Origin of the sequence: Mesorhizobium sp. M1348 (genome assembly GCF_040317925.1) — a bacterium.
Lineage (GTDB): Bacteria > Pseudomonadota > Alphaproteobacteria > Rhizobiales > Rhizobiaceae > Mesorhizobium.
Genome location: NZ_JAMYLH010000026.1, coordinates 1 through 22,965 on the forward strand (window position 1 = coordinate 1; position 22,965 = coordinate 22,965).

The 22,965-nt window shown below is 62.0% G+C and carries 28 protein-coding genes and 3 tRNA genes; 19 read left to right on the forward strand and 12 right to left on the reverse strand.

Annotated elements, in window-relative coordinates:
- The coding region (locus NKH13_RS28130; RefSeq protein ID WP_352915871.1) for a GTP-binding protein at window positions 1-553 on the reverse strand (553 nt) is incomplete at its 3' end.
- 271 nt (window positions 554-824) lie between these two features.
- On the opposite strand from NKH13_RS28130, the gene NKH13_RS28135 reads away from it, so the two are divergent.
- The 4 genes from NKH13_RS28135 to NKH13_RS28150 all read left to right on the forward strand — a co-directional run bounded on the left by NKH13_RS28135 (window position 825) and on the right by NKH13_RS28150 (window position 2,954).
- On the forward strand, window positions 825-1,712 hold the full coding sequence (locus tag NKH13_RS28135) for a DMT family transporter (RefSeq protein ID WP_352915874.1): 888 nt from the start codon (window positions 825-827) through the stop codon (window positions 1,710-1,712).
- 33 nt (window positions 1,713-1,745) lie between these two features.
- Window positions 1,746-2,195: a GFA family protein gene (locus NKH13_RS28140; protein ID WP_352720817.1), complete on the forward strand. Its 450-nt coding sequence runs from the start codon at window positions 1,746-1,748 to the stop codon at window positions 2,193-2,195.
- A gap of 104 nt (window positions 2,196-2,299) precedes the next feature.
- On the forward strand, window positions 2,300-2,587 hold the full coding sequence (locus tag NKH13_RS28145) for a peptidoglycan recognition protein family protein (RefSeq protein ID WP_352915877.1): 288 nt from the start codon (window positions 2,300-2,302) through the stop codon (window positions 2,585-2,587).
- Window positions 2,588-2,720: 133 nt separating this feature from the next.
- On the forward strand, window positions 2,721-2,954 hold the full coding sequence (locus NKH13_RS28150) for a hypothetical protein (protein WP_352720815.1): 234 nt from the start codon (window positions 2,721-2,723) through the stop codon (window positions 2,952-2,954).
- Window positions 2,955-2,999: 45 nt separating this feature from the next.
- Here NKH13_RS28150 and NKH13_RS28155 read toward each other — a convergent pair whose 3' ends face one another.
- The gene (locus NKH13_RS28155; protein WP_023717513.1) at window positions 3,000-3,257 is read right to left on the reverse strand and encodes a GlsB/YeaQ/YmgE family stress response membrane protein; all 258 of its coding nucleotides are present in this window, start codon (window positions 3,255-3,257) and stop codon (window positions 3,000-3,002) included.
- Between the two features lie 159 nt (window positions 3,258-3,416).
- Between NKH13_RS28155 and NKH13_RS28160 the strand changes: the two genes are divergently transcribed.
- The gene (locus tag NKH13_RS28160; RefSeq protein WP_352720813.1) at window positions 3,417-3,884 is read left to right on the forward strand and encodes a YidB family protein; all 468 of its coding nucleotides are present in this window, start codon (window positions 3,417-3,419) and stop codon (window positions 3,882-3,884) included.
- Between the two features lie 178 nt (window positions 3,885-4,062).
- Here NKH13_RS28160 and NKH13_RS28165 read toward each other — a convergent pair.
- Both NKH13_RS28165 and NKH13_RS28170 read right to left on the reverse strand, forming a co-directional pair.
- Window positions 4,063-4,136, reverse strand: a tRNA-Gly gene (locus NKH13_RS28165).
- A 67-nt stretch (window positions 4,137-4,203) separates the two neighbouring features.
- Window positions 4,204-4,288 (reverse strand) — tRNA-Tyr (locus NKH13_RS28170).
- Window positions 4,289-4,490: 202 nt separating this feature from the next.
- Here NKH13_RS28170 and NKH13_RS28175 point away from each other — a divergent pair.
- On the forward strand, window positions 4,491-5,342 hold the full coding sequence (locus NKH13_RS28175; RefSeq protein WP_352720811.1) for a TrmH family RNA methyltransferase: 852 nt from the start codon (window positions 4,491-4,493) through the stop codon (window positions 5,340-5,342).
- Between the two features lie 116 nt (window positions 5,343-5,458).
- On the opposite strand, the gene NKH13_RS28180 is transcribed toward NKH13_RS28175, so the two are convergent.
- From NKH13_RS28180 to gcl, 3 genes are all read right to left on the reverse strand, one after another.
- Window positions 5,459-6,346 (reverse strand): 2-hydroxy-3-oxopropionate reductase, encoded by an 888-nt coding sequence (locus tag NKH13_RS28180; protein ID WP_352720810.1) that lies wholly within the window; start codon window positions 6,344-6,346, stop codon window positions 5,459-5,461.
- A gap of 236 nt (window positions 6,347-6,582) precedes the next feature.
- Window positions 6,583-7,380, reverse strand: coding sequence for a hydroxypyruvate isomerase (gene hyi / locus NKH13_RS28185; RefSeq protein ID WP_352720809.1), 798 nt, complete (start codon window positions 7,378-7,380; stop codon window positions 6,583-6,585).
- Window positions 7,381-7,394: 14 nt separating this feature from the next.
- A complete protein-coding gene (gcl, locus tag NKH13_RS28190) occupies window positions 7,395-9,176 on the reverse strand; it encodes a glyoxylate carboligase (protein WP_352720808.1) in 1,782 nt (593 codons plus the stop codon).
- Between the two features lie 203 nt (window positions 9,177-9,379).
- Between gcl and bhcR the strand changes: the two genes are divergently transcribed.
- A complete protein-coding gene (gene bhcR / locus NKH13_RS28195; RefSeq protein WP_352720806.1) occupies window positions 9,380-10,237 on the forward strand; it encodes an HTH-type transcriptional regulator BhcR in 858 nt (285 codons plus the stop codon).
- Window positions 10,238-10,277: 40 nt separating this feature from the next.
- Here the strand turns inward: bhcR and NKH13_RS28200 are convergent, their stop codons facing one another.
- From NKH13_RS28200 to NKH13_RS28210, 3 genes are all read right to left on the reverse strand, one after another.
- On the reverse strand, window positions 10,278-10,634 hold the full coding sequence (locus NKH13_RS28200) for a hypothetical protein (protein WP_292665071.1): 357 nt from the start codon (window positions 10,632-10,634) through the stop codon (window positions 10,278-10,280).
- A 477-nt stretch (window positions 10,635-11,111) separates the two neighbouring features.
- Window positions 11,112-11,411 carry a BA14K family protein gene (locus NKH13_RS28205; protein ID WP_352724701.1) on the reverse strand — a complete coding sequence of 100 codons (300 nt, stop codon included), beginning with the start codon at window positions 11,409-11,411 and terminating at the stop codon, window positions 11,112-11,114.
- Window positions 11,412-11,597: 186 nt separating this feature from the next.
- The gene (locus NKH13_RS28210; RefSeq protein ID WP_352720803.1) at window positions 11,598-11,765 is read right to left on the reverse strand and encodes a hypothetical protein; all 168 of its coding nucleotides are present in this window, start codon (window positions 11,763-11,765) and stop codon (window positions 11,598-11,600) included.
- Window positions 11,766-11,923: 158 nt separating this feature from the next.
- Here NKH13_RS28210 and NKH13_RS28215 point away from each other — a divergent pair.
- From NKH13_RS28215 to NKH13_RS28230, 4 genes are all read left to right on the forward strand, one after another.
- Window positions 11,924-11,999 (forward strand) — tRNA-Thr (locus tag NKH13_RS28215).
- A gap of 153 nt (window positions 12,000-12,152) precedes the next feature.
- Window positions 12,153-12,392, forward strand: coding sequence for a hypothetical protein (locus NKH13_RS28220; protein ID WP_352720801.1), 240 nt, complete (start codon window positions 12,153-12,155; stop codon window positions 12,390-12,392).
- Window positions 12,393-12,667: 275 nt separating this feature from the next.
- Window positions 12,668-12,865, forward strand: a complete 198-nt coding sequence (locus NKH13_RS28225; RefSeq protein WP_352496180.1) for a hypothetical protein — start codon at window positions 12,668-12,670, stop codon at window positions 12,863-12,865.
- 130 nt (window positions 12,866-12,995) lie between these two features.
- Window positions 12,996-13,634: a cupin domain-containing protein gene (locus NKH13_RS28230; protein WP_352720799.1), complete on the forward strand. Its 639-nt coding sequence runs from the start codon at window positions 12,996-12,998 to the stop codon at window positions 13,632-13,634.
- A 64-nt stretch (window positions 13,635-13,698) separates the two neighbouring features.
- Here the strand turns inward: NKH13_RS28230 and NKH13_RS28235 are convergent, their stop codons facing one another.
- On the reverse strand, window positions 13,699-14,265 hold the full coding sequence (locus NKH13_RS28235) for a DUF2569 family protein (protein ID WP_352720797.1): 567 nt from the start codon (window positions 14,263-14,265) through the stop codon (window positions 13,699-13,701).
- Between the two features lie 138 nt (window positions 14,266-14,403).
- On the opposite strand from NKH13_RS28235, the gene NKH13_RS28240 reads away from it, so the two are divergent.
- Entirely contained in the window at window positions 14,404-14,604 is a 201-nt protein-coding gene (locus NKH13_RS28240) for a DUF2905 domain-containing protein (protein ID WP_023679908.1), read from the forward strand.
- A 55-nt stretch (window positions 14,605-14,659) separates the two neighbouring features.
- Here the strand turns inward: NKH13_RS28240 and NKH13_RS28245 are convergent, their stop codons facing one another.
- Complete coding sequence (locus NKH13_RS28245) at window positions 14,660-15,274, reverse strand: TetR/AcrR family transcriptional regulator (RefSeq protein ID WP_352720795.1); 615 nt, start codon at window positions 15,272-15,274, stop codon at window positions 14,660-14,662.
- Between the two features lie 91 nt (window positions 15,275-15,365).
- Between NKH13_RS28245 and NKH13_RS28250 the strand changes: the two genes are divergently transcribed.
- The 7 genes from NKH13_RS28250 to NKH13_RS28280 all read left to right on the forward strand — a co-directional run bounded on the left by NKH13_RS28250 (window position 15,366) and on the right by NKH13_RS28280 (window position 22,940).
- On the forward strand, window positions 15,366-16,472 hold the full coding sequence (locus NKH13_RS28250) for a polyamine ABC transporter substrate-binding protein (RefSeq protein WP_352720792.1): 1,107 nt from the start codon (window positions 15,366-15,368) through the stop codon (window positions 16,470-16,472).
- 13 nt (window positions 16,473-16,485) lie between these two features.
- Window positions 16,486-17,331 (forward strand): ABC transporter permease, encoded by an 846-nt coding sequence (locus tag NKH13_RS28255; protein WP_352720790.1) that lies wholly within the window; start codon window positions 16,486-16,488, stop codon window positions 17,329-17,331.
- A 2-nt stretch (window positions 17,332-17,333) separates the two neighbouring features.
- Window positions 17,334-18,116 carry an ABC transporter permease gene (locus NKH13_RS28260; RefSeq protein ID WP_352720788.1) on the forward strand — a complete coding sequence of 261 codons (783 nt, stop codon included), beginning with the start codon at window positions 17,334-17,336 and terminating at the stop codon, window positions 18,114-18,116.
- Window positions 18,113-19,177 carry an ABC transporter ATP-binding protein gene (locus NKH13_RS28265; RefSeq protein WP_352720786.1) on the forward strand — a complete coding sequence of 355 codons (1,065 nt, stop codon included), beginning with the start codon at window positions 18,113-18,115 and terminating at the stop codon, window positions 19,175-19,177. The genes NKH13_RS28260 and NKH13_RS28265 overlap by 4 nt, the downstream gene beginning before the upstream one ends.
- Before the next feature lie 2 nt (window positions 19,178-19,179).
- Window positions 19,180-19,938, forward strand: coding sequence for an MBL fold metallo-hydrolase (locus NKH13_RS28270; RefSeq protein ID WP_352720784.1), 759 nt, complete (start codon window positions 19,180-19,182; stop codon window positions 19,936-19,938).
- Window positions 19,939-20,398: 460 nt separating this feature from the next.
- A complete protein-coding gene (locus tag NKH13_RS28275) occupies window positions 20,399-21,172 on the forward strand; it encodes an NAD kinase (protein WP_352705043.1) in 774 nt (257 codons plus the stop codon).
- Between the two features lie 190 nt (window positions 21,173-21,362).
- A complete protein-coding gene (locus NKH13_RS28280) occupies window positions 21,363-22,940 on the forward strand; it encodes a DEAD/DEAH box helicase (protein ID WP_352720782.1) in 1,578 nt (525 codons plus the stop codon).
- Window positions 22,941-22,965 lie beyond the last annotated feature (25 nt).

Here is a 22,965-nt window from a genome sequence, read left to right on the forward strand (position 1 = left end):
CGTCCTCGCCGATCTTCTTGTCAGAATCTTCAAGTGCGGCAAGCGCCGAACCCTTGACGATCGGAATGTCGTCGCCGGGGAACTCGTTCTTGGTCAAAAGCTCGCGCACCTCCAGCTCGACCAGCTCGAGCAGCTCGGCGTCGTCGACCTGGTCGACCTTGTTCAAAAACACCACGATCGAGGGCACGCCGACCTGGCGGGCCAAAAGGATGTGCTCGCGGGTCTGCGGCATCGGGCCGTCGGCGGCCGACACCACCAGGATCGCACCGTCCATCTGCGCAGCACCGGTGATCATGTTCTTCACATAGTCGGCGTGGCCGGGGCAGTCGACATGGGCATAGTGGCGGTTGGCGGTCTCGTATTCGACATGCGCCGTCGAAATGGTGATGCCGCGCGCCTTCTCTTCCGGCGCCGCATCGATCTGGTCGTAGCGCTTGTATTCGCCAAAATACTTGGTGATCGCCGCCGTCAGCGACGTCTTGCCATGGTCGACGTGACCAATCGTGCCAATGTTCACATGAGGCTTAGTGCGCTCGAATTTACCTTTTGCCATAGTCTCTTTCCTTGGACGGCCTAGGGACGGCCTGGACCTTCAGTTCAGTCGAATGCGGGGCGATTAGCGACTAAGGCCGAAAAACACAAGTGCCTTGTCGCCGAGCGCGCTCGCCCGCCCGAACGCGTGATCCGGTTTCGGAGAATGTGGCGCGGATATAGGAACGAACAAGGGCAAATGGAATGGTTACGGCGGCGGCTGACGGCTTTGACGGATTTACAGCCGGATCTGGCCCATTGCCGCTCTGGCGCCGGTCTGATTTCGTGGGCCGATGCATTTCATCCCGACTGCCATACGAGGCCCGCTGTTCATGGTCGTTTCGACCGGGTCCTACATCGTCAACGACACGATGATGAAGCTCGCAACCGCGGGACTGCCGCCCTATGAGGTGCTGTTCCTGCGCGGCGCTGCGGCAACATTGTGGGGCATTCCGCTGCTGTTCATGCTGGGCTATGGCAAGCAGATCCCGCTGATCCTAGACGCCAAGGTTTTGCGCAGGAACCTGCTCGAGCTGGGTGCTATCCTTTGCTACGTGGTGGCGCTCGCCAACATGCAGATCGCCGACTCGACCGCGCTCGGGCAGATCACGCCCTTGCTGATGCTGGTCGGCTCCTCGATGCTGTTTGGCGAACGGATCGGCGGGGTACGCCTGGCGCTGATCGGGCTCGGCTTTGTCGGCGCGGTGATGGTGGCACAACCGACAATGCAAGGGATTTCGGTCTACGCCCTGCTGGCGCTAGGCAATGCAGCCCTGTCCGCGGCGCGCGATCTGGCCGGACGCAAGGTCGCCGCCGACGTGCCGGGAATGGTCGTGGCTATTTCCGCGGTGATTGTGGTGCTCGCGGGCGCCGGCGTTGCGCATCTGGTTTCCGAGCAGTGGGTGGTGCCTGGGACCGGTCACCTGCTGCTGATGGGCGGCGCCGGACTGTTCCTGATCTTCGGCCACTTCTTCATCTTCATGGCCTATCGCGTCGGGCCGACCAGCGTGGTGGCGCCGTTCTACTATTGCTTTACCGTCTGGGCGGTGATTTCAGGCCTGGTGGTATTCCGGCAGCTCCCGAATGCGCTGGCCATCTGCGGCATCCTGCTGGTGGTGGCCAGCGGGTTGACCATCGTCTCGCTCGACGAGCGCAAGCGCCGGTTGACCGTCGTCGCTTGAAACTGAAATCGGCCTGCACAATGGGAGGAGCGCGTGGCAAGCCCGGATGACAACCAGAATTCACGCAACCGCACGCTCGCCGGAAAGTGCCTGTGCGGCGCCGTTCAGTACGCGGTGGCGGACGCGTTCATCTATGCCGCGAACTGCCACTGCTCGAACTGCCGGCGCACCACCGGCTCGGCCTTCAAGCCATTCGCCGGCATCGAGCGCGACAGGTTGAGCCTGGCGACGGGCGAGGACAATCTCATGATCTTCGGCGACGAAACCGGCCATGATGCGCACTGCAAGACTTGCGGCTCGTTGCTCTATTCGGTGGTCCGCGACGGTGCCTTCGTGCATGTCGCCATGGGAAGCCTCGTCGACGAGCCGACCATCCGCCCGACGCAGCACATCTTCGTCGGCTCCAAGGCAAAGTGGTTCACGATCACCGACGATCTGCCGCAATATGAAGAACACGCGGTCGCCGGAGATGCCGGCGAATAGCTGACCGTTAGAAACGCTCAACCAAATTATCGTTTCGTTTTCGCGTGCGCCGCCAAGCAAACTATACTGTGCTCCGTCACTGAACTTATGTCGCGGAGATTTCTGTGGCATTGCCGCCCGACTGGTTGCCCAATGTTGCGATGAGGCGCGTCATTTGCCATTGGACGGCAGGCTCGCATTCGGCCGGCGATACCGACAGGGATGCGTATCACATACTGGTCGAGGGGAATGGCCGTCTGGTCAGGGGCCGGCCTTCGATCGCACTCAATTCGGGCCGGGTAAAACCGGGATATGCCGCGCACACGCTCAACTGCAACGGCGGCTCGATCGGGGTTTCGCTCTGCTGCATGGCCGGGAGGAAAGGCCGTTCGATGCCGGCCGCTATCCGATGACCAGGGCGCAGTGGGACGCGATGACCGCGGTTGTCGCCGAACTCTGCAAATATTACCGCATCAAGGTCACGTCCAAAACGGTGCTCTCGCATGCCGAGGTCGAGAGCAATCTCGGCATAGAACAACGCGGAAAATGGGATTCACCCGGCTGCCCTTCGATCCGACGATCAGCGGCGCAAGCGCCTGTGGCGAACGGCTGCGCCGCGACGTGACGGCGGCAATGGGCTTGATGCCAAATCTGCCGGTGAGGATTGGGCGCGATGCGGCATGGCAGCGACTGCTCGAGGAATTATGGCCGATCATGGTGAGAGGGCTGGAAGCCGGCCTCAACACGCTGATCCGCGAAATCCTCAAAAGGATCAGATAGGCGGTCGGCATTCGGGTGAATGCCGACGCAACTGCCGAACGGCTTCTACAGAGCCCTCTTGCCGCTGAACTGGTGATAGGCCCACAGGACAACCACGGCACCGACAACGGCTACGATCAGGCTGTAGATGTTGAGCCCGGTAACGCCCGACGCACCAAACGCACTGAAGATGAGCCCGCCGACGATAGCCCCGACAATCCCGAGCACGATGTCGAGCACAAGGCCTTGCCCGCTTTTATTGACAATCTTGCTGCCTATGAAGCCGGCGATGACGCCGAGAATAATCCAGCTTAATATTGACATTTTTCCTCTCCGTTCCCCGCGCTCGATTACTTCCACATTATTAAGCAAAGCTCAAGCCAACTTGAAAATCATGATTACGGAAAGCTCAAACCGGCTTGAAATTCGCCATGAATGCGTCATTGTCGGAGACGGACGGGCAATTTGACATGGAGATCCACAATGGGACTGTTTGACAATGCCGTTCCCGGCGGCAACGTCGCCAAGCCGCTGATGATCGCGCTCGGTGCACTTTTGGTGGGAAAAATGCTGAGCGGTGGAAGTTCCGCCCAGCCGGAGGCAGCGCAAAGCCCTGCCCCCGTCCCGCCTGATGCAACCGCATCCGCCGACGGCGGACTGCTCGGCGGTCTGGGCGGCCTGCTCGACAAACTGAAGGACGCCGGCCACGGCAACGTCGTCAATTCGTGGGTCGGCACCGGTCAGAACCAGCCGATCAACCCCAGCGATCTGGGCAGTGCTCTCGGGCCACAAATCATCCAGGAGATCGCCCAAAGGACGGGCCTGAACCAGCAGGAATTGCTCCAGCAATTGTCCGCGGCCTTGCCCGGGCTTGTCGACCAGCTGACGCCGAAAGGGCAAGTGCCGCAGCAGAACCAACTCGCGTCCATATTCAGCAAATTCGCGAGCTGACGCCTGTCGCCCAATGCCGCCTGCGGGTTGGGACAACGATATGCGTAAAACACAGATTAGAGTTCGTCGCGCGTCCGTTTGGACGCGCAACGAATACTTTGAACTATCGGCAAAGCGCTTCGCTTGGCGCTGCCTGCTTCGGGATCGTGCGCGAGGGACGCGGCGGCTGCGGGAAATCTGGAGCGGGTAGCGGGAATCGAACCCGCATATTCAGCTTGGAAGGCTGCTGCTCTACCACTGAGCTATACCCGCGCCTTTCAGTCAAGCGTCGGATCCGCTCCGACGCTCGCTCTGCGTTTCAGGGCTTCCGGGCCGGCAGTGGTGGAGAGGGTTGGATTTGAACCAACGTAGGCATAGCCAACGGATTTACAGTCCGTCCCCTTTAACCACTCGGGCACCTCTCCAGTCTGCCGCCGGAGCCATGCAACGAGGCATCGACGCGTCGCGGCCGCCAAAGCAGCCCTTCCGCGAAGCGCCTTATGGCGGCAGCGCCCAAAACTGTCAACCGCAACAGCCCGGCAAAAAGCGCTGAATCTCACGCCTCGCCCGACAAGCAGCTTCTGCGGCTGTATCCATGGCCGGACGACACGGCTATAGAAGCCGGCCATGAGCAACGATAACAAGTCCAAGACCCCGAAAGACACCCACTACGCCAAGCTGCGCCGCGCGCATCGCGACGAGAAGAGCGGCGGCGCGCCGTCGTTCAGGCCACGCCAGCCGGTGCCGGCCGGCGAGAACCCGGCGGATGGACTGGTGCGGCTCTACGGGCTGCACACGGTGCGGGCGGCGCTCGACAATCCGCGTCGCAAGATCAAAAAAATGCTGGTGACGCGCAACGCTGCCGAGCGGCTGGCAATCGCCGATCTCGGTGCTTTGGCCTTCAAGGCGGAACTGGTCGAGCCCAGGGACATCGACAAGGTCACCGGCTCCGATGCTGTGCACCAGGGTGTGCTGATCGAGGCCGAGCCGCTGAAACCGAAGCGGCTCGATGCGCTTGGCGACGCCAGGCTGGTGCTGGTGCTCGACCAGATCACCGATCCGCACAACGTCGGCGCGATCCTGCGCTCGGCGGTGGCCTTCGGCGCCGGCGCGCTGATCACCACGGCGCGCCACAGCCCGCAGGAATCCGGCGTACTGGCGAAGTCGGCCTCCGGTGCGCTGGAGCACATCGATCAGATCGAGGTGAAGAACCTCGCCGACGCGCTCGGCCAACTGCACGAGGCCGGATTCCAGACGATAGGGCTGGATTCGGACGGTCCGGCGGAGCTCGAAAAGAGTTTTTCGGGAGAAAAGATCGCATTGGTGCTGGGCGCCGAGGGCAAAGGCCTGCGCCAGAAAACGCGCGAAACGGTGACGACGCTTGCCCGGCTCGACATGCCCGGCGCCATCCGCTCCCTCAATGTGTCGAACGCGGCGGCGGTGGCGCTTTATGCGGCAAGGAAATTTTTGAAAGAGTGAATGGTGAATGGTGAATGGTGAATGGTGAATGGTGAATGGTGAGACTGCACGTAAGTCGTGACCAATTCACTATCAACTACTCACCTATCTGCTACTGACTACCTACCCACCATTCACTATTCACCCACTTCACATCCCGCCATCCGCTCCAGCGCTCGAACAAGCGCCGAATGATCTTCCTTAGCCCCACCATTCGCCGCGCAAGAATTGAACAATTGCTGCGTGGTCGAGGTGTTGGGCAGCGCCACGCCGAGGGCTTTCGCGCCTTCCAGCGCGAGATTGAGATCCTTCTGGTGAAGTTCGATGCGGAAGCCCGGCGCGAAGCTGCGCTTGATCATGCGCTCGCCGTGCACTTCGAGAATGCGCGAGGCGGCGAGCCCGCCCATCAGCGCTTGCCTGACCTTGGCCGGATCGGCGCCGGCTTTTGAAGCAAAGACAAGCGCTTCGGCGACGGCCTCGATGGTCAGCGCGACCACGATCTGATTGGCGACCTTGGTTGTCTGGCCGACGCCGTTCGGTCCGACCAGCGTGATGTTCTTGCCCAACTTCTCGAAGATGGGCCTGGCGCGTTCGAAGGCTTTTTCCTCGCCGCCGACCATGATGGTCAGCGACGCTGCCTTGGCGCCGACCTCGCCGCCCGACACCGGCGCATCGAGATAGTCGCAGCCGAGATCGTTGATCTTTTTTGCGAATTCCTTGGTCTCGATCGGCGAGATCGAGCTCATGTCGATGACCAGCTTGCCTCTTGTCAGCCCGGACGCGACGCCGTTTTCGCCGAACAGCACGTCGGCCACCTGCGGCGTATCCGGAACCATGGTGATGACAATGTCGGCCGTTTTCGCGACGGCGCTGTGGCCAGAGACGATCTTCAGACCCTTGTCGACGAGATCGGCCGGCGGTTTCGAGCGGTGGTCGCTGGCGAAGACTTGATAGCCGGCGTCGAGCAGATGCCCCGCCATCGGCGCGCCCATGATGCCGAGGCCGATGAAGCCGATGGTTTCCATGGTAGTTCTCCGTTTCTTGTTAAGGCGGCGTTCCTGCGCGCCCCCCTCTGGCCTGCCGGCCATCTCCCCCACGAGTGAGGAGATCGGCAGTTCCCGCGCCGGCCCTCCCGACCTCGAAAATTGGCGAAAGCGGCGGTGACATCCAATCTCCCTCCTTGTGGGGGAGATGCCAAGTTTTGGCAAAGAGGGCAGGCCAGAGGGGGGCGCGAGGGAACGCGACGTGCGACACGTAGCGTCTACGCCGCCGCACTCCCCTGCCCGGCCGCGTCCCGAAACCACCCCAACCCGGCTTCCGTTCCGCCCTTTGCCTTGTATTCTGCGCCGACCCAGCCGGAATAGCCGATGCGGTCGATGTGGTTGTAGAGGAAGGGAAAATTGATCTCGCCCGTCCCCGGCTCATGGCGGCCGGGATTGTCCGCAAGCTGGATATGTGCGATGCGGCTGAGGTTTGCCTCTATGGTACGGGCGAGATCCCCCTCCATGATCTGCATGTGATAGATGTCGTATTGCAGGAACAGGTTCTTCGAGCCGACGCGGTCGATCAGCGCCAGGGCCTGATGCGAGTAATTCAGGAAAAAACCCGGAATGTCGCGGGTGTTGATCGGTTCGATCAGCAGCCTGATGCCGGCCTGCTCCAGCTTTTCGGCCGCGAAAGCCAGATTTTCGGCGAAGACGTCTTCCAGCACGGAGCGATCGACGCCCTGCGGCGCGATGCCGGCGAGGCAATTGACCTGTTCGCAGCCCAGCGCGTGCGCATAGGTGACGACCTTGGCAATGCCTTGCCGGAACTCCGGCACGCGGTCCGGCAGGATCGCAATGCCGCGCTCGCCCTTGGCCCAGTCGCCGGCAGGCAGGTTGAACAGGACCTGCGTCAGCCCGTTCTTCTTCAACCTGGCCGCGACCACATCCGGCGCATGGTCATAGGGGCCGATATACTCGACGCCCTTGAAGCCGGCGCGGGCGGCGGCATCGAAGCGGTCGAGGAAGTTATGCTCGGGAAAGAGCATCGAAAGATTGGCTGAAAACCGTGGCATTCTTCTTCTCCCAGTCAGTCCAGCATGACGATCGCCGTGGGGGCATCTTCGTGATGCTCGGCAAGTTCCTCGAATTCGGTGATCTTGTCGATTTCGGTACCCATCGAAACATTGGTGACGCGCTCGAGGATGAATTCGAGCACCACCGGAACCTGGTGCTCGTTCATCAGCTGCTGCGCCTCTTCGAAGGCACCGGCGAATTCCTCCGGCCGGCGCACCCGGACCGCCTTGCAGCCCATCGCCTCGGCAACGGCGACGTGGTCGACGCCGTAGCCCGCCTCAGGTTCGTCTTTCCGGTTGACGTTCTCGAAGGCCAGGCTGACCTCGAAATCCATCGAAAAGCCGCGCTGTGCCTGGCGGATCAGGCCGAGATAGGCATTGTTCACCACGACATGGATGTAGGGCAATTTGTGCTGTGCGCCGGCCGCCAGTTCCTCGATCATGAACTGGAAATCATAGTCGCCGGACAGCGCGACAATGGTGCGGTCCGGATCGGCGGCGCGAACGCCGAGTGCTGCCGGCAATGTCCAGCCGAGCGGCCCGGCCTGGCCGCAATTGATCCAGTTGCGCGGCTTGTAGACATGCAGGAACTGCGCCCCGGCGATCTGCGACAGGCCGATCGTGGTGACATAGGTGGTGTCGCGGCCGAACGCCTTGTTCATCTCCTCGTAGACGCGCTGCGGCTTCAGCGGCACCTGCTCGAAATGGGTCTTGCGCTTCATTGTCTTCTTGCGCTGCCGGCATTCGCCGGCCCAGCCCGACCAGTCGCGCAATTTTCCGGCCGTCCTCCATTCGGTGGCGACGTCTAGCAGCATTTTAAGCGCCGCACCGGCATCCGAGACGACGCCAAGGTCCGGCGCGAAGACCCGGCCGATCTGCGTCGGCTCGATATCGACGTGGATGAACTTCTTGCCTTTGGTGTAGACGTCGACCGAACCGGTGTGGCGGTTGGCCCAGCGGTTGCCGATGCCGAAGACGAAATCGGCTTCGAGCATCGTCGCGTTGCCGTAGCGGTGCGAGGTCTGCAGGCCGCACATGCCGGCCATCAGACGGTGGTCGTCGGGGATCGCGCCCCAACCCATCAGTGTCGGGATGACAGGCACGCCGGTGACTTCGGCGAATTCGATCAACAGGTCCGACGCATCGGCGTTGATGATACCGCCGCCGGCGACGATGACAGGCTTTTCCGCTGCGTTCAGCATCGTCAACGCCTTCTCGGCCTGAGCGCGCGACATTGCTGGCTTGAACGGCACCAGCGGCTCATAGGCATCAATGTCGAACTCGATCTCGGCCAGTTGCACATCGACCGGCAGATCGATCAGCACCGGCCCCGGCCGCGACGAGCGCATCAGATGGAACGCTTTCTGCAGCGCCATCGGCACCAGATAGGGCTCCATGACGGTGACCGCCCATTTGGCGACGGGTGCAGCGATGGCGGCGATGTCGACGGCCTGAAAATCTTCCTTGTTGAGACGCGCGCGCGGCGCCTGCCCGGTAATGCAGAGGATCGGGATAGAATCGGCAGCGGCCGAATAGAGACCGGTGATCATGTCGGTGCCGGCGGGACCCGAAGTGCCGATGCACAGCCCGATATTGCCCGACCTGGCGCGGGTAAACCCTTCGGCCATATGCGAGGCCGCCTCGACATGACGCGCAAGGATGTGGCGGATACTGCCCCTCGCCTTCAGCGCCGAATAGAGCGGGTTGATCGCAGCACCCGGCACGCCGAAGGCACAGGAGATGCCTTCCTTTTCGAGAACGAGAACCGCTGCGTCGACTGCGCGCATCCTGGCCATGTCAGCCTCCACGGAATTGTTGATAGCCGATGATGCCACCGCACCAACGATTTCTCAATTTTTTCAGAATATTTTTTCATTTCTAGAAAACGGCTCTTGTGGATTGAATTGATTTGGCTTTCTGTTTTCCACGAATTCACTTCGCAAAGCGGTGAAAAACTTTTCCATTGCCTATTTGGGCAAACAGAGCGAAGAACGGCCCGATGGAAACCACCGAAAAACGCCAGCGCGGCCGGCCGCGCGCCTTCAACGGGCCGTCCGAGGCCGCTTCGGTGCAGTCGCTGGACCGGGCGCTGCGCATCCTGGCAATCGTGGCCGATGGCAGCGGCCTGTCGCTGAGCGAGATCGCCGCCAGTTCCGGTCTGCCAGCATCCACCGCCTACCGCATGCTGACGACGCTGGAGAACCATGGCATGGTCGAGTTCGACGGCACCGACCAGCTGTGGTCGATCGGCGTCGAGACCTATCGCATGGGCGCGGCGTTCCTGCGCCGCCGCAAGCTGGTCGACCGCGCCCGTATCGTCATGCAGGAATTGATGGAGAAGACCGGCGAGACCGCCAATCTCGGCGTCGCCGAGGACGATTGCGTCGTCTTCGTCAGCCAGGTCGAGACCCATCAGGCGATCCGCGCCTTCTTCCGGCCAGGCACGCGCAGCTCCTTCCATGCCTCGGGTATCGGCAAGGCGGTGCTGGCGCATCTCGAGCCGGAACGCGTCGCCACCATCCTGCGCCGGGCCGGGCTGGAGCGCTTCACTGAAAACACGCTGTCCGACATCTCGGCTCTCGCCCGCGACCTGGTGACGATCAAATTGCGCGGCTGGTCGGTCGACGACGAGGAGCGGCATCCGGGTATGCGCTGCGTCGCCGCCGCCATCTTCAACGAATTCGGCGAGCCGATCGGCGGCGTTTCGGTCTCCGGGCCGACGGTGCGGGTCACGCCGGAACGGCTAGCCGAGATCGGCCCGCTGGTGCGCGATGCAGCTGCAGAGGTGACGAGGATGATCGGCGGCCTGCCGACCCGTCCCGGCCTTGGCAGCGAACCGAGCGCATGGCAGCGCTGACCAGCGCCGAATGGTGCGACATCAGCCAGGATGGCCAAAGCTAGGCCCCGGGCACCGCGCTCTTGGTCGATAGGTCGTAGAAATCAAGCAGCATCGCCAGCCCAACTCCGCAGGCGGTGAAGATGAGGCCGGCAATGAAGATACGATTGGCGCGTTCAAGAACGCGCCGTTGTAGAGACGTTAAGTCGAGCAGCAACCGCAGCGCTCGTATCTGCAGGGCAATGCCGATCAAAATCGGCACGACTGCGGCCAGGTGATAGATTTCCCATGGTATCGGGTTGGCGGCCCAATGCGTGATGAAGCCCAACGAGAACGCCAGCAGGATGCCGACGGTGGTGATTGTGCCGTTGCGGAAAACCGTCTCGATCGGCTCTTCGTTCGGATCGTGCTCGCCCAAGCGCCCTCTCCCTGTTTCGGCTCGGCAGTAGATTAGGCTGTCGGGAAATCGCTGTACATCCGGCAAGAGCCGAACGGCGGGATAAGGCAGTCTTCAGTGTTGGCGGTTGGCGAAAGCCGTTCGGCAATCCAATCTCCCCCCTTGCGGGGGAGATGTCCGGCAGGACAGAGGGGGGTGGGAAGGATCGCCGGCTTCGATGTTTAGCCACTCCAACTGGGAATTGGCTTAGGACTTGACTGTCATCTATTGACAGGTAGTGCGGGACAGCACCCCCCTGTGCCCTGCCGGGCATCTCCCCCGCAAGGGGGGAGATTGGCAGTTTCATCGACGGCGCCCAATTCGAAAATGATGCGCTATGCCGACAGTGGCGGTCGACCATTCGAATAGGAGCCCAGACACACAGAAAATGGGGCAGTGGGGTGCCCCTTCTTCCGGTGCCTGAAACGGTCACCTCCTCTCAAGCTGGCATAGTGGCTCTCAAAGCCGGCAGCGATGGCGATAACCGTCGTAGCCGACATAGGTGTCCGAGTACGGGTCGTAGCTCTGGTAGCGATTGAGGCAGCGCCGGACGTGCCAGGAGCCGCCGTCTTCCTCGATATAGACGGTGCGCGGCTGGGCCAGCGCGCTGCCGAGCAGGAAGCCGCCGACACCTGCGGCAATACCGATGCCGAGGTGCTTGTGCTTGTGATGGGCGGCTGAAGGCTGAACCGTGCCGACCAGCATGGCGGCGGCGACAGTGGTGGCGACGAGGCCGGAAACGATGGTGCGCTTGAACATGACGATCTCCTTGTTGTGGGAGGCGATCCAACCGCCCCTTGACCATCAGTCGTCGCAACAAGGAAAAAGGTTCGAAGATCTTTTTGGATTTTTTCTCGACGGGGGAAATCGCCCGGTCTGATGCTGTCAGCCGCGCGACCACGAACGGTCGCGCCGTCGACAGTTCACCGGAACAATCGGCAGGCCTCAGCCCATGCCGGTGATATGGCGAAGCCAGAAGGCGAGCGCGATGAAGCCGATGATGGTGGTGACGCCGGTCCAGTCGATATTGGCGCGCTTCAGATCCTTGATGAGCTTCACCAGGAGAAGCCAGGTCACGACGACGAGCGGGAGAATGATGACAAACCTGATCATGCGACAGCCTCGCTGATGCGATTGCACCTTCGATCAATATAGGGAGCGAATTGGCCGTTTTCAGGACGCCCTGGCGGCAGAACCGGCGCGTTCGCCGGGAACCGAAAAACGGAGTTTTGTCTTTACTGGCGCAACAAATATGCTAACCGAGGCGCCGTGCCCTTGTAGCTCAGCTGGTAGAGCAGCGGTTTTGTAAACCGAAGGTCGGCGGTTCGATCCCGTCCGGGGGCACCAGCACGGGCTTCTTGAGACCTCCGGGGCGCCTGATATCTGCTCATCCCCGATATCCACAGGCCGGGGCCGTCAGGATCGGTAGCACATCAGCTTCAACGCATATATTCCCTAGCGGAAACCATAGTTCCCTAGCGGAAAACCTAGGAGTCTTCGTTGGAGCAGAGACGCACGACTACCCCCTTCGTCAGCGGCATGTTTGGTGGCGTTGTCGTCTTCGCCTTCGCCTTCGGCTTCCGTTTCCTGATAAGTCCCGATCCTGATCCTGCATCAAGAGCAACGACAAGTCTTTCGGTACTGGCCTTCGCCATTTGTTTCGGCGCGGCATTCCTTCGCGAGCATCGACGCCAGATTGCCGCCGCCCGAGAATTTCTAAGCCGCCCAAGAACGTATTAGGCCCCACGCGTTCCCGACCGTCCCCCCTCGGCGAACCACAAATTTTGCGTGAGTTGCCGGCTTAATCTGACATCAGATTGCGCTTTGGCGTCTCATACCAGGAGATCCCTAGCCTATTCGTGTCTTGCGCTTACAGGGCGGTCATTTCGGCCGCTCTCCGGGCTCCGGGCCATTTAACAGCATTCGATTAAATTGCTCCTGTGTATATTAGCACTCGCTCAATTAAGCGCGCCGACAATGGCCGTGCGGCGGGCCAAAAACCAAAGGGTGTTGTCATGCGAAGCGATTTCGCCGCGGCGCGAGAGCTTTTGGAGTGCGCACAAAACCGCCTCTGCGGCGCGGATGAAACGAGCCGACGCGTCAACGAGGCCCTCGACGCGCTGATTGAAGAAATAGCCATCGCGGAATTCCGCAAGGCGCCACTGACGGTCGTGCCGTTTCCACGAGCGCGCCCGCCTAAGCATATCCGGTAGAGCGCCGGTCGCGCCCGTGTCGACGGAGCCGGCGCAAGAATTTCACAATCGCCCGTTCGAGCGTCGTTGAACGACCAACCCTTTAACCGTAACCTTGCCGGCAGCGGTGCTCTGAACCCGGAGCTGATCCATGTCACGTTGTGGAGATGTCTACGAGAACAAGGTGACCGGCGAATATGCAGTCATCCTGCGTGGCACCGAAGACCGCGGCCAGGGACCTGGCATCGCTCATCTGACCGCCCGGCCGGGAGCCGCAGTGGTGGGCGAGCACTTCCACCCGAACCTGACAGAACGGTTTACCGTCCTCGGCGGCCGGCTCGACGCCTGCATCGGCGGGAAGACTTTGTCTCTGGGGCCTGGCCAATCCGCCACGGTCGAAGCGGGCGTCGCACATGATTGGTGGAACAGCAGCAAAACCGAAGAAGCGCATGTGCTGGTCGAAGTCGATCGGGCGCCAGGTGCGGAAGATGTCGACCCGAACCGTTTCGAGCTGCTGATTGGCATGCTCTTCGGCCTGGCCAATGCCGGCAAGGTGGACAGAAAAGGCAGACCTTCGCCGCTTCAGGCGGCAGTCATCGCCAGGGAATTTGCCGACGTGATCGTCTTCACGCACCCGCCACCTTCGATTCAGCAAGTGGCGCTGGCGATCCTAGCGCCACTCGGCCATCTGCTCGGCTATCGCGCGATCGACCCGGACTACTGCAAGCCGCACGGGCATGTCACGCCGGCTCCTGAAATCCTCGCTAGAGCAGGCCTAGTAGCCGGATGATCCGGGTCCATATTGGGCGCCCGGCATTTTTGTCGGCAGCCATACATAGGACTCGCGGCAAGCTCTATGAAGCACTCGCGACCTGACCGGATATGGCGACCCGGTCGAACGTGTTTCTCACCCTGACCGACTTGTAGACGTAGGCGACCCAGATGCCGGTCAAGACAAAAGAAACTGCGGGCATTACCAGCGCATGCCCTGCAAGCACCAAGCTCACAGGAGCGCTCATAACCGCTGAGATCCATACCGCGTCCAGAATAAACACGATTGGTATTGCAAACCACTGATACAGGAATAGCTGCTTGAAGCGGTAACTCCGCAGCAGCATCGCAAAGAGCACAACCACCTGGAACACCGCAAACGCCAGCAAGAGGGCAATCTCTCCGTAGACCGCCAAAGTGCCATTCGGGAGCGTCATGAGCTGTCGGTAGCCTTCACTCGATGAGCCCAATGAGACGAGCGTGCGTAGCGGAGAGAAAGCCTGAAGGATCGCCAGCAGCATAAGCCAGCCTCCGAAACCTACGAGAGCCGAAGTATCCTGTAATGGCTTTGCGGCTGACCGAACGGCAAAGAAAACAGGCACGCCGATCAGCAGCAGCACTATAGCCCAATGCCAGATGGAAATCTGCATCCAATCCCTCCTTGATGCCCTTTTAGGTTGTAACAGATTTCAACCTCAACTCAAGAGGCAACATCGAGAGGAAGCGCTGCTTGCAGACCCGTCAACACTAGATTTCTGGCATGATACTATTTCCGGCAGGATGCAGCCATGTCGCGAACTCTGATCGTCGTTGGTCTCAGCATAGTCGCCATAGGCCTGCTGTGGCCTTGGTTGGCCCGGACCGGCCTTGGCAGGCTGCCCGGCGATATCGTGATCGAGCGTGAGAACTTCAGGCTTTATGTCCCCATCACCACGGGGATACTGGTCAGCATCGTGCTCTCGGCCATTCTATGGCTGATCAACCGTTAGGCGATGCTCCGGCTGCGGCGATTTGTGTTGCAGGCCCTACTCGCTCTTGATCTTCTTACATTCCGATTGCCGCCACCAATATCCGGTTCTGCCTGCGTATCGCCGTGCGCAGTTCGGCAATCCTCGCCTCCTCTCGCTTCACGAATTCGATGAACATCATGTTCATGTTGTTGAAGATGAGTTCGCCCAGCGCCGGCCCGTCGATGTCGCGGCGTACCAGGCCGAGCGCCTGCAGGCGGGCGATCAGCGCGCGGATCTGCTCGGTCAGTGCGCGGTCTAGCGCGGTGTAGGCCTGGCCGAACGGGCTGTCGGGCAGTTGCGTCGAGATCGCCATGGCCTGCCGCCACATCTCCTTGCTGAGGTAATGCAGCGAGTGCTCGATATAGATGCCGAGCAGCGTGTCCAGCGCGTCGCCGATATTGGCCGGCGGGTTGGCGACGACGCCGCGCCCGGCATTGAGCACCTCGTTGACCTCCATCGAGACGATGGCGCCGAGGATGTCGCCCTTGTTCTGGTAGTAATTGTAGATCGTGCCGACCGAGACTTCGGCCTGCGCGGCGATGGTCTCGATCTTGGCGCCTTCATAACCGGCATCGCGGAAAAGCGCCGCCGCAGCCTCTATGATGCGGCGGTGCCGATCCGCCTTCTGCCTTGCCCGCAATCCGCTCATAGCGGCTGTTTGCCACAAAAACAGAATTGACTCAATTTTAGAATTGGTTCAATTTTTTGCCACAAGCCAAAAAGGCAAGGGAGAACACTCGATGTCCGTCAATCCAAAGACCCCCAATCCAACCGTCAGGAATCCGCTTTCCGTTCTGAAGAGCCATCTCCAAGGCGCGTGCGCCGCGGCAGCACTGCTGCTGGCGGCTGGCAGCCTCGCTCAGGCGCAGGACCTCAATGCGTTGATCTGGTGCGATCACGCCGATCCGGCACTGCTGCAGCCGTTCGAGGAAGCGAACGGCGTCAAGGTCAATGTCAAGGAGTTCGAAGGCACCGGCGCCGGCCTGGCCATCGTCGAACAGTCGCAGCCCGGCGATTGGGACGTGATGGTGATCGACAGCATCGACGTACCGCGAGGCGTCGAAAAGGGCCTGTTCGAACCGCTGCCGGAAGACAAGCTGCCGCTGTCCGACCTCTTCCCGCAGGTGAAGATGGACAGTTCCACCGTGGTCGACGGCAAGCGCTACGGCATCACCGAAAAGTTCGGCTACAACACGATCGGCTACAACAAGACCAAGGTCGACCCGGCCGACATGCAGTCGATGGCGGCGCTGACCGGCGACAAATACAAGGGCAAGATCGCCATCTACGATTATTACCTGCCGGTCATCGGCATGGCCGCACTGGCGATCGGCAAGAGGACGGCGGAACTGACCGAAGCCGACCTTCCCGCCATTAAGGAAGAGCTGCTCAAAATGAAGGCCAACGCCAAGCTGGTCGGCGAAGTGACCGCCAGCCAGACGGCGCTGGCAACCGGCGAGGTCGACATACTGGTCGGCGGCGGCGAATGGGTGACGGCCGGGCTAGCCAAGGAAAACCCGGCGCTGGACTTCTCGATCCCGAAAGAAGGCGCCGTGTTGTGGTCGCAGTCGCTGGCAATGTTCAAGGATTCCAAGAACAAGGAGCTGGCGCTTAAATTCATCCAGTACATTATGAGCCCCGAAGGCCAGGCGCGGCTCGCGACCTCGTCCTGCTATTGGGGCATGCCGGCCAACAGCAAGGCGGCGTTGAGCGACGAGCAGAAGAAGATCCTGCGTTTCGACGAGCAGCCGGAATTCCTCGCCCGCGCCCAGTCCTATCCGGCGCCGAACGCCGATCTCGACAAGAAGATGCAAGACGTCTGGACCGAAATGCTGCAGGCGCAATGACCGGCTACCGGTCGTGAGCGCTGCCACGAAGAGTGAGCGTGCCCTGCCCTGGGCGCTGGTCACGCCGGCGCTCGGCTGGACGCTGCTGTTCTTCGTGCTGCCCTTCGTCGCCATGGCGGTATCCAGCCTGACCGCGCATGAAGGCGGCGGCTTCACGCTGTCCAACTACAGCCAGTTCTTTGCCAATCCATCTTACTGGCAGGCGATGGTGAACTCGCTGCAGGTCACCGCTATCGTTACCGTGATCTCCGTGCTGCTTGCCTATCCCTTTGCGTGGATCCTGGCCGAGCAGGTGCCGGAGCGCTGGCAGCGGCTGGCGCTGATGCTGGCGGTGCTGCCGTTCTGGACCTCCTATGTCGTGCGCTCCTATTCGTGGCTGCTGGTGCTGGCGCAGAACGGCGTCGTCAACCGGGCGCTGACCGGCTCCGGCCTGCTCGGCGAACCGCTGCAACTCGCCAATACGCGGCTAGCGACCGTCACCGGCTTCGTGCATTTCTTCGTCATGCTGCTGACGCTGACGATCTTTGCCAATCTGAAGCAGCTCAGCCCAAGCTACCGCAAGGCCGCCGCCGACCTCGGCGCCGGGCCGGTGCGCACATTCCTGCACGTCGTTTTGCCGCTGACGCTGCCGGGCATCATGGTCGGCGCCTTTCTCACCTTTGTGCTGTGCATCGGCGACTACATCACGCCGCAGATCCTCGGCGGCAACAACGAGCTGTTGATGCCGCAGCTCGTCATGATGCAGATCGGCCGGCGCGGCGACTTTCCGCTCGCCTCTGCGCTGTCGATCATTCTGATGGCGGTGGTCACCATCGCCTATCTCGCCTGCGCCCGCTGGCTGAAGATCGAGCGGGCCTGACCATGCGCGCTTTCATCCGCCTCGTCTCCGGCCTTTATGCCCTCGCCATCTATGGCTTCATCTTCCTGCCGGTGGTGGTGCTGGTGCTGTTTTCGCTGCAAGCGACGTCGTTTCCGATCCCGCCCTTCACCGGGCCTTCGCTGCGCTGGTACGAGGCCGTGCTCGCCGACACGCGGCTGACTTCGGCGCTAGTCAATTCGCTGCTGGTGGCAATCGTCTCCTCGGCTCTCGCCATCACGCTCGGCTTCCTCTCCGCCTGGGGTTTTGCGCGCTTCGTCTTGCCGGGCTCAGGCCTGATGCGCGGGCTGATCACCTTGCCCTTGACCGTCAGCTATCTGATCATCGGCATGGGGCTGCTGGTGCTGTTCAATTGGGCCGGCGTGCCGAAGTCGCTCACTGCCGCCGGCATCGGCCATGTGGTGATCAACCTGCCGCTCTGCTTTGCCATCGTCTACAGCCAGATGGGCGACCACCAGATCAATATCGAGCGCGCTGCGCGCGACCTCGGCGCGCCGGAATGGAAGGTGCTGCTGCTGATCACGGTGCCTGTCATGGCGCCGGCCATCTTCGCCGGCTACTTCCTGTCGATGACCTTCTCCTGGGACGAATTCGTCATCTCGTTCCTGTTGACGCGCTTCGACACGACGCTGCCGGTCGAGATCTGGAACCTGCTGCGCTCCGGCCTCAATCCCAAGACCAACGCCGTCGGCTCGCTGGTCTTCGCCGTATCCATCGTACTGGTGGTATTGTTCGAGCTGATGCTGTTGCGGAGGAAGCCGGCATGAGTGCGCCACTGGTCGATATAAGCTCTGTCTCGCATCGCTTCGGCCAGCACACGGTGCTGAAGAACGTCTCGCTGACGATCGAGCCGGGCAGCTACACGATCCTGCTCGGGCCGTCCGGCTCCGGCAAGACGACGCTTCTGTCCATCCTCGGCGGCTTCGTCACGCCGAGCGAAGGCAAGGTGCTGATCCGCGGCGAGGACTGCACCGCCGTGCCACCGGCGAAGCGGCCGACGACGACCGTGTTCCAGGACTATGCGCTGTTTCCGCATATGAGCGTCGGCAGCAATGTCGGTTTCGGCCTGCGCATGCAGGGCGTCGATGGCGCAACCCGAGCAGCGAGAGCGCGCGAGGCGCTGGCGCTGGTTGGGCTGGCCACCGCCTTCGACAAGAAGCCTCACCAGCTTTCAGGCGGTCAGCGGCAGCGCGTGGCGCTGGCGCGCGCCCTGGTGGTCGAGCCGGCGGTGCTGTTGCTCGACGAGCCGCTCGGCGCGCTCGACCTGAAATTGCGCCGGCAGATGCAGGACGAGTTGAAGGCGATCCAGAAACGCGTCGGCACCGCCTTCATCCACGTCACCCACGACCAGGAAGAGGCGATGGCGCTGGCCGATCATTGCGTGGTGATGAATGACGGGCGCATCGAGGACGAAGGACCGCCCGAGCGCGTCTATGCACGGCCGGCGACGCGCTTTTCCGCGACTTTCATGGGCGAAAGCACGCTGATATCGGGAACGGTGACGGAGGCGAAGAGCGGCAAAATCACCGTCACCACGAAGCTTGGGTCGCTCTCGCTGCCCGGCACATTGCCGACCGGCTCGACCGTTGTGCTGGCCATTCGGCCTGAGCATCTTGTCCTCGGCGCGGCCGGCGGCGCTGTGCCGCTTGGCATGGTCAAAGTGAGCGACGTTGTCTTCCAGGGCAGCTTCAAGCGTGTGCTGGGGACCTCCACGACCGACCCGGCGCTGCACTTCATCGCCAAGGTTCCCTCGGCATCGGCCGTCCAGCCGGGCGACGTGGTCGCGGTATCGTGCGATGCTGGCGACATCATCCTGCTTGCGGACTGAACATGAGCACGCTTCCAACCATCGACGCCGGCCACTGGTACGAAACCATCCGCATGGGCGATGGCGTGACGCTGATCCACGAGCCGTGGATCAAGCCGTTCTTCCGCTGCAACATCTGGCATGTGCGCGGCCGCGACCGCGATCTGCTGTTCGACACCGGCCTCGGCCATTTCAGCTTGCGGTGCCACGTGCCGCTGGTGACGGAACGCAAGCTCGTTTGCGTGGCCAGCCATACGCATTTCGACCATATCGGCTGCCATCACGAATTTCCCGACCGCTGCGTGCACCCGGCCGAGGCCGAGATCCTCGCCGACCCGCGCAACGAATGGACGGTTGCCGACCGCTATGCCACCGACGAGATGTTCGACGGCATGCCGCAAGGCTGGGACACGAAACGCTACCGGATCCTGCCCGCACCAGCCGGCCGGTTGCTCGAACAAGGCGATGTCGTCGATCTCGGCGACCGCGCCTTCGAGGTGATCCACACGCCCGGTCATTCACCCGGCGGCATTGCGCTCTACGAAAACAGGACGGGCATCCTGTTTTCCGGCGACATCGTCTATGACGGACCGCTGATCGACGATGTCTATCACTCCGATATCGACGACTATGTCGAAACGCTGCTGCGCATGCGCGATCTCGATGTCTCGGTCGTGCATGGCGGCCATTTCCCGAGCTTCGGCAAAGTCCGCTATCGCCAGCTTGTCGACGAGTATCTCGCGCAAAAGCGCAAGGCCGGCTGCCACCTGCTCGCCCGATAAGCACTGGCGCAGTGGCGTCAAAGCGCCCTTTGCGGACAGGGTGTCCCCACCGCGTCGCCGCAGCGTGACGCCGTAGGCTCGGGTCTAAAACTCTTTTCCTCCGACTGGCGCACCAGTTCCGCGAAAGCCAGGGCAAAACTTGCCAGCATCAGGAAGACAATAATCAAGCGTGCCAGCGGCAATAGATCGGCCTCGACTGGTTAGCCCCACGCCGCCCGTCCGCTGCCGGCTAACATGATCGATCCGGCTTTACGAGAGTTTAAGGCGAGTCTTAACCATCACATCATTTTGTCCCGCGACATGATGCGCGAGTGCGGCTTGTTTGGCCGCCAACTCAAGGCACCTCCCTCCCTTTGCAGAAATGCCCACCCATGCTAACCCGGCGCTGGCGCGGCCCAGCAACCGGTCGCCGCCAATCGGTCGCCAAACGGTCGTCGCCAATCGGTTGTCGTTGAGAGCCATGAGCAAAACCGCCAGCCGTTTCGCCTTCGTCTCATCCGGTACAGCCGACGCCAATGCGGCGCTGGAAAGCCTTTCTGCACGTTACGGCCAGGCATCCGTCGAAGAAGCCGGGATCGTCGTGGCGCTCGGCGGCGACGGCTTTCTGCTGCAGACCCTGCGTGAGACGATGAGCACGGGAAAGAAGGTCTACGGCATGAACCGTGGCACCATCGGTTTCCTGATGAACGAATACCGCGCCAGCGGCTTGACGGGGCGCATCGCGGCGGCCGTTGCCGAAACGATCCGTCCGCTGGAGATGCAGGCGGTGACGGCGGAGGGCGAGACGATTTCGGCGCTCGCGATCAACGAGGTCGCGCTTTGGCGCCAGTCCTACCAGACCGCCAAGATCCGCATCACCGTGGATGGGCAAGAGCGGCTGGAGGAACTGCACTGCGACGGCGTGATGATTGCGACGCCGGCCGGCTCGACCGCGTATAATCTGTCGGCGCACGGGCCGATCCTGCCGCTCGACGCTCCGCTGCTGGCGCTGACCCCAGTCAGCCCGTTTCGTCCGCGCCGCGGGCGCGGCGCGCTGCTCTCCAACAAGGCGATCGTGCGTTTCGACATTCTGGAGCCGGAAAAGCGGCCGGTGAATGCCGCCGCTGACCACACCGAGGTCAAGGCGGTGACGACGGTCACGGTGAGGGAATCGCCGACGGCAACGGCGACGCTGCTGTTCGATCCCAACCATTCGTGGAACGAGCGCATTCTCGCCGAACAGTTCAGGTATTGAGCCGGCGCAGCAGCCACTGCGCAAATTAAGCATCGCGATTAAGGTTACGACTTCACAATCGCGCCAATGCCACCCGTTTGTGTTGACAAATCGTGGGCTTGCGCCTACCTGCAATACCAATCTTGCAGGCGCGCGGCGCTTGCCGCGACTGCTTATGTTGCGCCCCCGAACCAGCCAAAGACAGCCAAACTTGTCCTCAGACACCCAGATCGCTCAAGAAGCGTTGACCTTCGCAGACCTCGGCCTGTCGCCGAAGGTCCTTTCCGCAGTTACCGATGCCGGCTACACCGAGCCGACGCCGATCCAGGCTGGCGCCATCCCTCACGCCTTGCTCGGCAAGGACGTGCTGGGCATTGCCCAGACCGGCACCGGCAAGACGGCGTCCTTCGTCCTGCCGATGCTCACCCGGCTGGAAAAGGGCCGCGCCCGCGCCCGCATGCCGCGCACGCTGATCCTCGAGCCGACGCGCGAGCTCGCCGCGCAGGTCGAGGAAAACTTCGTCAAATACGGCAAGAACCACAAGCTCAACATCGCGCTGCTGATCGGCGGCGTGTCCTTCGACGAGCAGGACAAGAAGCTCGAGCGCGGCGCCGACGTGCTGATCGCGACCCCCGGCCGCCTGCTCGACCATCGCGAGCGCGGCAAGCTCCTGCTCAATGGCGTCGAGATCCTCGTCATCGACGAGGCCGACCGCATGCTCGACATGGGCTTCATCCCCGACATCGAGCGTATCTGCGAGATGATCCCGTTCACCAGGCAGACGCTGTTCTTCTCTGCGACGATGCCGCCGGAGATCACCAAGCTCACCGAGAAGTTCCTGCACGCGCCGGTGCGCGTCGAAGTGTCGAAGGCTGCGTCCGCCGCCACCAACATCATCCAGCGGCTTGTGAAATCCGGGCCAAAGCCCTGGGACAAGCGCGAGACGCTGCGCAATCTGATGAAGGCCGAGGATGCCGAGCTGAAGAACGCCATTATCTTCTGCAACCGCAAGGTCGAGGTGTCGGAGCTGTTCCGCTCGCTGCTGAAATATGATTTCGACGCCGGCGCCCTGCATGGCGACATGGACCAGCGCGCGCGCATGCAGATGCTGGCGAATTTCCGTGACGGCAAGCTGCGCTACCTCGTTGCTTCGGACGTCGCGGCGCGCGGCCTCGACATTCCCGATGTCAGCCATGTTTTCAATTACGACGTGCCGATCCACGCCGAGGATTACGTCCACCGCATCGGCCGTACCGGCCGCGCCGGACGCTCCGGCAAATCCTTCACCATCGCGACCAAGTCGGATACCAAATACATCGACGCGATCGAACGGCTGATCGGCACTAAGATCGAATGGCACGACGGCGACCTATCGACGGTCGTCGCCAGCGAGGGCGGCGAGGATGAGGCGCCGCGCCGTGGCCGCGGTGCACCACGCCGCGCCGGCCGCAAGGACGACGCCAAGGACAGGGGCGAGCGCAAACCGCGTGAACGCCACGCCAAGCGCAGCGAAGAAGCAGCGCCGGAAGCAGTTAGCGAGGAACAGCCGGTCGTGGCCGAAGCCACCGTCGCCGACATAGGCGAGCGGCGTACCCGCAAAGACGCGATCCGCTCCGAAAATACCGAACGCAAAGCTTCGCCCGATCGCAACGAACGGCGCGCGCCCGAACGCGGCGACACCAGGCCGCAGCGCGAGCGCCCTGCCCGCCAGCGCCAGGAAGACAATGACGCGACCGTCGGTTTCGGCGACGACATGCCGGCCTTTATGCGGATCGTCGCCAAGGTCTGATACGGCGCTCGCGCGTACACCGACG